Annotated in this window: 10 protein-coding genes; 6 read left to right on the forward strand and 4 right to left on the reverse strand. The window is 58.6% G+C overall.

The window, feature by feature from the left end; translation table 11 throughout:
• Positions 1-17 precede the first annotated feature (17 nt).
• Positions 18-1,187, reverse strand: a complete 1,170-nt coding sequence (locus tag ACIPIN_RS22110; protein WP_401122088.1) for a M20 aminoacylase family protein — start codon at positions 1,185-1,187, stop codon at positions 18-20.
• A gap of 110 nt (positions 1,188-1,297) precedes the next feature.
• On the opposite strand from ACIPIN_RS22110, the gene ACIPIN_RS22115 reads away from it, so the two are divergent.
• A complete protein-coding gene (locus ACIPIN_RS22115; protein WP_401122091.1) occupies positions 1,298-2,287 on the forward strand; it encodes a LysR substrate-binding domain-containing protein in 990 nt (329 codons plus the stop codon).
• Positions 2,288-2,315: 28 nt separating this feature from the next.
• Here the strand turns inward: ACIPIN_RS22115 and ACIPIN_RS22120 are convergent, their stop codons facing one another.
• Entirely contained in the window at positions 2,316-3,026 is a 711-nt protein-coding gene (locus ACIPIN_RS22120) for a FadR/GntR family transcriptional regulator (protein ID WP_401122093.1), read from the reverse strand.
• 507 nt (positions 3,027-3,533) lie between these two features.
• Between ACIPIN_RS22120 and ACIPIN_RS22125 the strand changes: the two genes are divergently transcribed.
• The 3 genes from ACIPIN_RS22125 (at position 3,534) to ACIPIN_RS22135 (ending at position 7,316) form a co-directional block, all read left to right on the forward strand.
• The gene (locus ACIPIN_RS22125; RefSeq protein WP_401122095.1) at positions 3,534-4,892 is read left to right on the forward strand and encodes an MFS transporter; all 1,359 of its coding nucleotides are present in this window, start codon (positions 3,534-3,536) and stop codon (positions 4,890-4,892) included.
• Between the two features lie 38 nt (positions 4,893-4,930).
• Entirely contained in the window at positions 4,931-6,280 is a 1,350-nt protein-coding gene (gene gudD, locus ACIPIN_RS22130) for a glucarate dehydratase (protein ID WP_401122098.1), read from the forward strand.
• Positions 6,281-6,524: 244 nt separating this feature from the next.
• A complete protein-coding gene (locus ACIPIN_RS22135; RefSeq protein ID WP_401122100.1) occupies positions 6,525-7,316 on the forward strand; it encodes a glycosyltransferase in 792 nt (263 codons plus the stop codon).
• On the opposite strand, the gene thpR is transcribed toward ACIPIN_RS22135, so the two are convergent.
• Positions 7,305-7,868: an RNA 2',3'-cyclic phosphodiesterase gene (gene thpR / locus ACIPIN_RS22140; protein WP_401122116.1), complete on the reverse strand. Its 564-nt coding sequence runs from the start codon at positions 7,866-7,868 to the stop codon at positions 7,305-7,307. The two genes, ACIPIN_RS22135 and thpR, sit on opposite strands and share 12 nt — an antisense overlap.
• A 34-nt stretch (positions 7,869-7,902) precedes the next feature.
• On the reverse strand, positions 7,903-9,474 hold the full coding sequence (locus tag ACIPIN_RS22145) for a murein L,D-transpeptidase (protein ID WP_401122103.1): 1,572 nt from the start codon (positions 9,472-9,474) through the stop codon (positions 7,903-7,905).
• A 144-nt stretch (positions 9,475-9,618) separates the two neighbouring features.
• Here ACIPIN_RS22145 and ACIPIN_RS22150 point away from each other — a divergent pair, with 144 nt between their 5' ends.
• Positions 9,619-10,317: a murein L,D-transpeptidase catalytic domain family protein gene (locus ACIPIN_RS22150; RefSeq protein ID WP_401122106.1), complete on the forward strand. Its 699-nt coding sequence runs from the start codon at positions 9,619-9,621 to the stop codon at positions 10,315-10,317.
• Positions 10,318-10,370: 53 nt separating this feature from the next.
• Positions 10,371-10,570 (forward strand): LysR family transcriptional regulator (locus ACIPIN_RS22155; RefSeq protein WP_401122109.1); only part of this gene is annotated, 200 nt, incomplete at its 3' end.

Raw genomic sequence — 10,570 nt, forward strand, 5'->3', positions numbered from 1 at the left:
TTCAAAAACTGTGCGCCTTAACGCAGAAACCCCTCGGCCAACTTCACCCAATAGCTTGCGCCCACTGGCAGGCAGGCATCATTGAAGTCGTAACCGGGATTGTGCAGCAAACAGCTGCCATCGCCCTGACCATTGCCGATCACCAGATAACTGCCGGGGCATTTTTCCAGGATGAACGCGAAGTCCTCGCTGGCGGTGAAGGGCCGCAGGTCTTCAATCAGTTGCCCTTCTCCCAACCACTCCCGTGCAACCTGACGAGCGAACGCGGTTTGCTCGGGATCGTTGATCAGCACCGGATGGCAATGGTAATAATCGATTTCGGCCCGCGCGCCGAAACTCGCGGCCTGTCCGTTTACCAGCTCGGTAATTCTGCGCTCGAGCAATTGGCGAACCTCAGGCGTCAACGCGCGCACGCTCAGGATCATTTCGGCGGACGCGGGAATCACATTCGAAACGTTCCCGGCATGAATGGAACCCACGGTGATGATCGCCGTTTCTTGCGGGTTGACGTTGCGCGAGACAATGCTTTGCAGGGCGATCACGATCGACGAGCAGACCACCACTGGGTCGACCGCCTTATGCGGCACCGCGCCATGGCCACCGGTGCCGATGATTTTGATCGTGACCGTATCGGCAGAGGCCATGAACGGCCCGCTGTAAAACCCCAACTGCCCGGCGGGATAGCCCGGTATGTTGTGCATGGCAAATATCGCATCGCACGGGAAACGTTCGAACAGCCCGTCCTCGAGCATCTTCTGCGCACCGCCCAACCCTTCTTCGGCCGGCTGAAAAACCAGATTCAGCGTGCCGTTGAAGTCTCGCGTTTGCGCCAGGTATTTAGCCGCCGCCAGCAGGGTTGCCGTATGACCGTCGTGGCCGCAGGCATGCATCACGCCGTCGATCCGACTGGCATAGGGCAAGCCCGTGGCTTCCTGAATCGGCAGCGCATCCATGTCGGCGCGCAGCCCGAGGGATCGGCCTTCGCCATTTTTCAAGGTCCCGACCACGCCGGTCTTGCCCACCCCTTTGCTGACTTCATACCCCCACTGCGTCAAACACTGCGCCACCAGCTCACTGGTGGTGAACTCTTCAAACCCCAACTCGGGGTGCGCGTGAATACGCTGACGCAGGGCGATCATTTCATCCTGCAGCGCAGCGATTCCCGGCAGGACGTGGTCAGCATTCATGGGTGTGCTCCTCGATAAGATCATTCAGCTGCCCGAGACTCAATGGCCCAAGGCGCTGTTGGATTCGATCTTAGGGAATGGACCATAGGCTGGGGAGGCTCAGTTTGGTTATGATGACAACCAATAGTTGTCGCCATGGTGAGCAGATGAAACTGCATCAATTACAAGCCCTGATCGCCAGCGCCGAGACCGGCAGCATCCGCGCGGCTGCGCGCTCGCTGGACATGTCCCAGGCCGCCGTGACCAAAGCCCTGCGCGAGCTGGAAACCGAACAACGGTTACCGCTGTTCGTCAGAACCCCCAGTGGCCTGAATTTCACCGAGTTTGGCAAGGTGCTGCTGACACACGCCCGGCTGGTCCTCAAGCAACTGGAGCATGCGCAGACCGAACTCGATCACATGCGCGGTAAAGCCCAGGGGCGACTCTGCGTCGGGGTCACGCCATGGGTCGCGTTAACCTTTTTGCCCGAAGTCGTATTGGCCTTTCGAGAACGAATGCCGGACATCCAACTGGAATTGTTCGAAAGCCTGATGGCGGTGGCTCAACCGCTGCTGCGTGACGGCAGCATGGATTTCGCCATCGGCCAGCTTCACCCCGCACAAGCGACCCCGGAGTTTGCCTGCGAGACCCTGCTGGATTACCAGACCTCGGTACTGGTTCGCCGAGGTCATCCGCGACAGAACGCACGGTCGATCCACGAATTGCTCGACCAGGACTGGACGCTGAACTACGCGCCAGACGGTCACGATGCGCTGATGCAGGAACTGTTCTGGCGGTACAGTGCGCAAATAGATGAAAAACGCATCGTCCGTGCCCATTCACTGGCAATTCTGCAAATGATGCTCGAGCGGGCCGACATGTGCACTTGGGGCCCGACCATCCTGAGCACTGCCCCGCCCTTCCTCGGCCGATTGGTTTCCCTGAACCTGACCGAGCAGTTCGAGTCGAGACAACTGAGCATCGTCACCCGACGCAATGGCTCGCTGAGCAATCCGGCGCTGTGTTTTACCGACTGTCTGTTACAGGTGATTCGGCGTCATGCGCGTTCGGCGAAGAAGGAAGATCGACAGCTGTTTGAAACGCTGCAGTTGTTGGTTTGAGGGGCGATGTCGTTGCTCTGACATTGCCTCATTCAACCGCCATACGCTCCAGGCTATTGCTCAAATGCAGCAGCATGGCCGCTCTGGCCGCGTCGGGGTCCTGCCGGCGAATCGCATTGAAGATCGCTTCGTGCTCCAGATTGGCGGACTGGCCCAGCTTCATCAGATCGGTGCTGCCACGTTCCTGCGCATTGATCCGCGTGCGAGGTATGACCGAGTTACCCAGCTGATAGATGATGTCGGTGAAGTACGAATTCCCGGTGGCCTCTGCAATCAGCCGATGAAAGCGCACGTCGGGCTCAACGCTGCTGTCGTTATTGGCCAATGAGTTCTGGTAATCGTCCAGCGCTTGGCGCATCCGGGCAAGCTGATCTTCCGTTCGGCGCTTAGCGGCAAGGGCGGCGGCTTGCGTCTCCAGCCCCAAGCGAAGTTCGAGAATCCCCCGCACACTGATGGCGGTGTCGCTGTTCAAGCGAAAACCCTGATGCTGGTCACGCTCCAGGGCAAACGTTCCCACGCCATGCCGGGTTTCAACCAGCCCCGACGCCTGCAACTTGGAGATGGCCTCGCGAACCACAGTGCGACTGACGCCGTGCTCACGAACAATCGTCGACTCCGAGGGCAGTTTTTCACCGGGCGCGATCTGCCCAAGCAGGATGCGTTGAGTCAGCTCGGCAACAATATCGTGCGCCAGGCCTGGCGCACGCTTGCGGCCTGAACCATTGGATTCGTTTTGCATGTGGTCCGACCCGTTCAAATGAGGCTCCAGAATACTACTACCGTCATTACACAATCCGTAGCAGCTGGCGCAGCCTGCGTTCGGGTGCGAAGCAGCCGTAAATCCTGCCTCCATGGTTAACCTGAAAAAATGTGGTGTCTGATTTCACGACCGCTGCGCGGCCGAACGCAGGCTGCGCCAGCTGCTACGGGAATTGTGCTGATTTTGCACCTCAACACGTCAGACAACATAGCTGTTTCAGCAGTTTTATTCGACTCCCTCGCCTGCATTATGACCCAAACACTCATCTTGAAAACTGAAGCGTCGAGTCAATATCGAGCTTAAACCGCTGAAAGCGCGTCATAAACAGACATTTAAATCTTACAAATCTGGTTTTTATAGCTATTTGGTCGCAAGACTCGTATTGCGAGGCAAAATCCTCACTTGTATGATGACTGGCAACTTACGTCGCAAAACAACACTGCTGCACCACACCCGCATAAAAATAATCAGTGGGAGTCATGAATCGTGAGCAACTCAAGCAACGCACCTGCCGTCTCGCCGGACAATCCTGTCCTGGCGCGCGCCATTTCGAAAGTGAAGAGCCATGTGCTCCCGCTCTTCGTCATCATGTTCATCGTCAATTACATCGACCGCGTCAACATCGGCTTCGTCCGCACCCACATGGAACACGACCTGGGCATTGGTGCCGCGGCTTATGGGCTCGGTGCAGGTTTGTTCTTCATTGGTTATGCGTTGTTCGAAGTACCCTCGAACATGCTGCTGCAAAAGGTCGGTGCGCGTTTCTGGCTGACCCGGATCATGTTCACCTGGGGCATTACCGCCACGCTGATGGCCTTCATCCAGAACGAAACCCACTTCTACATTTTGCGGTTTCTGCTGGGCGTGGCCGAAGCCGGTTTCTTCCCGGGCGTCATCTACTACTTCACTCGGTGGTTGCCCGGTGTCGAGCGCGGTAAAGCCATCGCGATCTTCCTCAGTGGCTCGGCATTCGCCTCGCTGATCTCTGGCCCGTTGTCCGGCATGCTGCTGCAAATCAGCGGCCTGGGCATGCATGGCTGGCAGTGGATGTACATCATTGAAGGCATGGCGTCGGTACTTCTGTGCTTCTTCGTCTGGTTCTGGCTGGACTCCAAACCGCATGATGCCAAGTGGCTGAGCCGTGAAGAGCAGGACGCACTCGTTGGTGAAATCGAGCGCGAACAACGTGAGCGCGACGCCGTCCACACGGTCAAGCCGACCTTGGGCAAGTTGCTCAAGGACCGTCAGATCATGCTGTTTTGCGCACTCTATTTCTGCATTCAACTGACGATCTATGCCGCCACTTTCTGGCTGCCCAGCATCATCAAAAAAATGGGCGACCTAAGCGATGTTCAGGTGGGTTTCTACAACTCGATTCCCTGGCTGATTTCGATTGTGGCCATGTATGCCTTCGCCGCACTGTCGGGCAAGTTCAAGTTTCAGCAGGCCTGGGTTGCCGCTGCGCTATTGATCGCCGCCACGGGCATGTTCCTGTCTACCACGGGCGGGCCGATCTTCGCCTTTGTCGCCATCTGCTTTGCAGCGATCGGCTTCAAGTCAGCCTCTTCGCTGTTCTGGCCGATTCCCCAAGGCTACCTCGATGCCCGGATTGCTGCCGCAGTCATCGCTTTGATCAACTCCATCGGCAACCTCGGCGGGTTCGTCGCCCCCACGACCTTCGGCTTTCTGGAACAAACCACCGGCTCGATTCAGGGCGGGCTGTATGGCCTGGCGGGCACCTCGATCATCGCGGCGCTGCTGGTGTTTTTCGCCAAGACAAAACCCTCGGTAACGGACGCAGCCGACACGGACATTCACCAACCCGTGCTGGGTAAATCGCACTGATCAGCGCTTGAATCGAACGGACAAAACAGGAAACGAGCATGAATACCGAACACCTGCACCACACCGGCAAAGCCCCGCTGATCACCAGTCTTCAGGTCATTCCGGTTGCCGGCCACGACAGCATGCTGATGAACCTCAGCGGCGCCCACGGCCCATTCTTTACCCGCAATATCGTCATTCTCAAGGACAGCTCCGGCAACATCGGCGTCGGCGAAGTCCCCGGCGGCGAGCGCATTCGTGAAACGCTGGAAGACGCTCGCAGCCTGGTGGTCGGCCAACCCATCGGAAAATACCAAAGCATCCTGAACGCCATGCGCAGCGCTTTCGCGGCCCGCGACTCGTCTGGCCGTGGCCTGCAAACCTTTGACTTGCGCATCACCATTCATGCCGTGACCGCCATGGAGGCGGCACTGCTGGATTTGCTCGGTCAGTTCCTCGAAGTCCCGGTGGCGGCATTGCTCGGCGAAGGCCAGCAGCGTGATGCGGTGAAGATGCTCGGCTATCTGTTCTACATTGGCGACCGTCACCAGACCGATCTGGCTTACCGCAGCGAACCCGACGCGGATGACTGGTTCCGCTTGCGTCACGAGCAGGCGATGACACCTGAAGCCATCGTGCGTCTGGCCGAGGCAGCCAAGGCCAAATACGGCTTCAACGACTTCAAGCTCAAAGGAGGCGTGCTGCGCGGTGAGGAGGAAATCCAGGCGGTCAGCGCATTGGCCGAGCGCTTCCCCGACGCGCGCATCACCCTTGACCCGAACGGCGCCTGGTCCTTGAAGGAAGCCATTGCGCTGTGCCGCGATCAACATCATGTGCTGGCCTATGCCGAAGATCCGTGCGGCGCTGAAAACGGTTACTCCGGTCGCGAGGTGATGGCCGAATTTCGTCGAGCCACCGGCCTGCCGACTGCGACCAACATGATTGCCACCGACTGGCGCGAAATGGGTCATGCCATCCAGCTACAGTCGGTGGACATTCCATTGGCAGACCCGCACTTCTGGACGATGCAAGGCTCGGTGCGCGTGGCGCAGATGTGCCATGAGTGGGGGCTGACCTGGGGTTCTCACTCCAACAACCACTTCGACATTTCGCTGGCGATGTTCACCCAGGTAGCGGCGGCGGCACCGGGAGACATCACCGCAATCGACACCCATTGGATTTGGCAGGACGGGCAACGCCTGACCAAAGAGCCACTGCAAATCGTCGACGGTCACATCGAGGTTCCAGCCAGACCCGGTCTGGGCGTCGATATCGACATGGACGCTGTTGCCAAGGCTCACGAACTCTACAAAGGCATGGGGCTGGGCGCACGCAACGACAGCGTGGCGATGCAGTTCATGATTCCCGGCTGGAAGTTCGATAACAAAAAGCCCTGCCTGGTGCGTTGAGTTCCGGCTGCTACGCAGAGTGATGCCCTGAAGCACGCGAGGACAGGTTCATTTCCACGTAAGAACCTGTCCTCGTCCTCTCTCGAATAGATCTATCCCCTTCGCCTCCCCCGCCTCCCCCGCTCATGGGGATCAGAAACAATCCTGTCAAAAAATTTAACCACGCGGGAAAAGGCCGAAAGGTTGCCCTCTTTAGGATGAGCCCAAGCCTGAAGTTCAGGCAGCAATCGAGGCTCGCCCACTGATGACGCATCCACTGACGACCCAGGCCAACTACAGCATTGTGTTGGTCAACTATAAATCGCTTGAACTGACCAGAACCTGCCTGGAACTGCTGCGCGAGAATGTGCAGGCGGCTGGCGTGCCGGTGTTTGTAGTGGACAACTATTCGAACGATGCGAGCAGCGAATACCTGCGCACGCTCGACTGGATCAACCTGATCGAGCGTAAAAGCAACGGCCCTGAAGCCGGGAGTATGGCTCACGGCCGGGCCCTGGATCTTGCCCTGGAGCAGGTTGAAACCGAGTACCTGTTTTTGTTGCACACGGATACGTTCATTTATGACCCGGCAGTGTTCAGCCTGATGCTCAGCCAGTGCGCTGGCCCACGGGAGGTGGCGGCTGTCGGCTGCCTGGAGCAATTGAATCGAGGCGTGGCCCGATCGGCCTGGCGCCTGACTTCACGGTTTTTCAAACACTACACACGGCGTAGTCTGCTGGCCTTGGGGTTTAATGCAAAGACGCCGAAACCGTTCAAAGAAGTTCATTTAAAGAGCTTTTGTACCCTGTGGAATGCGCGACTGATCAAACAGCACGGACTGCACTTCCAGATGGATGAGCGTAATCCCGGTTATGAGCTGCAAGATCGAATGGCGGCGTTGAACTACAAGATCGGCTTTATTTCGCCACGAACGATATTCCGTTATCTGGACCATATCCAAAGCGGGACGGTTTCAGCGATGGGCGGTTATGCGCGCAGCCATCGAAGGGTCAAGATGTACAACCAACTGACCGGAGCGAGCCCGCTATTGTCCTGACTCTGTCATTGATAACAGAGGCCATTCGGCCAGCGCCCGATAGCGACCTTTATGCGATTCGAACAGGGCGAAGTGCCTGGCACTCAGATGAAAATCGGGGGGCGTGTCAGACTCCGGGACAGGCTCTCGAAAGTCCCGCATCAAGGTCAAGTGAGGACGATATTCCCGGGGATCGTCCACAAACCCAAACGGCAACATCGCCTGTTGCAAGGCATAAACCAGCTGACGCAAAGGCAGCGGCGCCTGCTTTGGCGCGAGTAACAAAACACCGGCTCGACGCCATGCATCCAGATGATCGAGCGATACCGTCAACGGCTCGCCTGGTGTTCGTACTTCGGCGGCAGCCGCGCAGATACCTGGAATCTGCGCCACCGCCACAGATCCCAGAAACATCAGCGTCAGATGAAAGTTTTCCGCTGGCACCGGGCGCCCGCTACCGAGCCCAAGAGCGCTTCGCCATTGGGCGATGGCTCGACGTTGTGCAGTGGCGCAGGGCAGCGCGAAAAACAGCCGCTTGAACGGCTCGCTCTGCTCACGCAGTTCATTGTTCATGGCGTGTACCTCCAGACAGAGGTGAAAGTAGCGCTCAGGACTTGCTTCCCAGCGCGACCGACAGTGCTGCATCACGCCCATAAATATCCGGGGCATAGAGCAACTGGCCATGGCTGTCGGCTTGCACGGTCCAGTAACTGAGCAGGATCGGCACCGGTTTAGCCAGCCTGAATTCGTGGGTAAGCCCTGTCGCCAGCAACTCGTTGGTACGCACACGCTCAGCCGGACTCAACAACAGATCGCGCAACTGCATCGCTTGCTCGACCCGCACGCAGCCCGAGCTGAAGGCCCGTAGCCCCTTGTTGAACAGCGCCTGGCTGGGGGTGTCGTGCAAGTACACGGAGAACGGATTGGGAAAGCGGATCGCCATCTGTCCCAGCGGGTTCTTCGGTCCCGCATCCTGGCGCAAGATAATGTTGCCGGGGTTGTCCCAGTCGATATCGTCCGCCACCAACGGATGGCCGTCGCGATCCAGCACCTGCAGGTTTTGTTTGCTCAGGAACGTCTGATCCCGGCGAATTTCCGGCAGCTTGTCTTCACGCATGATGGTCGGAGGCACCGTCCAGGTCGGGTTCAGGGTCAGGCGCGTGACCTGCGATTTCAACAGCGGGGTCGGCCGCTCGGCACGCCCTACCTGAGTGCGTGTCTGCCAGACCGGCACACCGCCCTGATAGACGGTCAACTGCGCCGCGGCAACATTGATCAGCAGGCCATTGGGCTCCAGATCCTGCGCCAGCCAGCGAAAGCGTTCGAGGTTGATGCGCAACTGCTCGCGCCGCGTTGCCGGACTGACGTTCAGCTCAACCACAGTGTCAGGTCCAACCATGCCGTCCGCCTGCAGCGAATGGCTTAGCTGGAAGTTTTTCACCGCACTCACCAGTTCCGCGTTGTAGGTGATGCCAATACTCGCGGAAACGCTGGCCAGATAGCCCTCGCTGAACAGCCGCCGCGCCAACTCGGGTAGTCGCGCATCATGCGCGCCCGGGCGCAACAAGGGCCCGCTGGCGACCGCTGGCCAATGGGGCAACGCCTGCTGGCGCTGACGGGCGTAAACGCGGCGCAAACTCTGATAGAGCTCAAGGCTTGGACGGGCCTGCGCAAAAGCCGCCGCAATGTCCTCCAGACCCGGCCCGGCGATGGCAAGCACCTCGGCGTGTCGATCCTGCGGCAACGCCTGCGCATGCCACAGCGGCTCGAAACGCGATTGCAGCAAGCGACCGTAGTGCAGGTCCTGCAAGGCTTGCAGGTAACGCTGACTGATGCCGATGTCGGCACACAGCTCATCGCCCTCGGTACCGCCCGTGGGCAGGCTGTAACGAGTGGGGTCCAGGCCGTCATCAGCCAGCTGCTGCAACTGCGCCTGCAATGCCGACAAGCGTCCGTTGGCAGACCAGAGCAGGACGTAGTTCTGCTGCTGATAAAAAGCCTGCAACAGCATTTGTGCTGGCGCGCTCAGGTGCGCGGCCAGGCGTGGGCAATCGACCGGCAATTGAGTGAGCGCCAATTGCAATGGACTGTCGTGATCAGCCAGCTCGTTCTGGGCAGTCGCGACCAATGGCGCAGCGAGCAGGAAAATGCTCAAGTAACATGCGTACTTTTTGATCAACTGCTTTACTCCACTCCATGGCCGTCACGTAGACGGTCAACCTCTGCAGTCGGTGCGGCAAGCAATAAGGCCAGCGTATAAACAGGCCTGCCGGGGAAATGACAGGACGTCGGGAGCCAACAATAACAATGGGACTCTCTACGCATGCTGACCTTTCTGCGCCGACTCTGTCTGGCAGCGACGACTCTGGGCGCGATTTGCACTCCGGCGCTCGCTGCCAATACCCACAACCAAGCGTTGTATAACAGCCTCGCGCACGTCGCTCCGGAACTCAATCCCCAAGCGCTACAAAGTGCCCTGAATGCCATGCAATGCGCCGTCAACAGTGGCGCCAGACAAGCCGAGCGCCTGGCTGTTATCGACTATTCGCAACCTTCCACGGCACGTCGGCTGTGGATCTTCGATCTGCGCAAAAAGTCCCTGGTGCTACGCGATCTGGTCGCCCACGGACAAAAGTCCGGGGAAAATTTCGCCACGCAGTTCTCCAATCGCGTCGGCAGCTATCAGTCCAGCCTGGGCCTGTTCCGCACCCAGGAAAGCTATCAGGGCAGCCACGGCTACTCGCTGCGCATGGATGGTCTGGAACCGGGTTTCAATGACCGCGCACGTGATCGCGACATCGTGATTCACGCGGCCGACTACGTGAACCCCATGTGGAGCGAGCGTCAGGGCCGCATCGGACGCAGTCAGGGCTGCCCGGCAGTGCGGCCGCAAGTGGCGCGTCAGGTGATCGACAAACTCAAAGACGGCCAATTCATGTTTTCCTGGTACCCCGACCAGCACTGGATGAAATCCTCGGCCTACCTCAACTGCCGGCCACACCAGGTGGCCATAAACCCTTGAGCCAAAGATCGCCCAGTAGTGCACAATCAGGCTATTGAAAAAGAGCCTGCGCAATGTTGATTGACGAAGAACTGACCCTGAAAAAGCTGGAGGTATTCCTCGCCTTCATGCGCACCGGTAACCTGGCCCGTGCGGCGGCCGAATTACAGACCAGCAATGTCAGCGTGCACCGGGCCATTCACTCGCTGGAAAGCGCACTGCGCTGCCCGCTGTTCAAGCATGAAGGGCGTAACCTGACGCCACTGGAAAGCGC

It is taken from the genome of Pseudomonas sp. NPDC087697, assembly GCF_044743155.1.
Lineage (GTDB): Bacteria > Pseudomonadota > Gammaproteobacteria > Pseudomonadales > Pseudomonadaceae > Aquipseudomonas.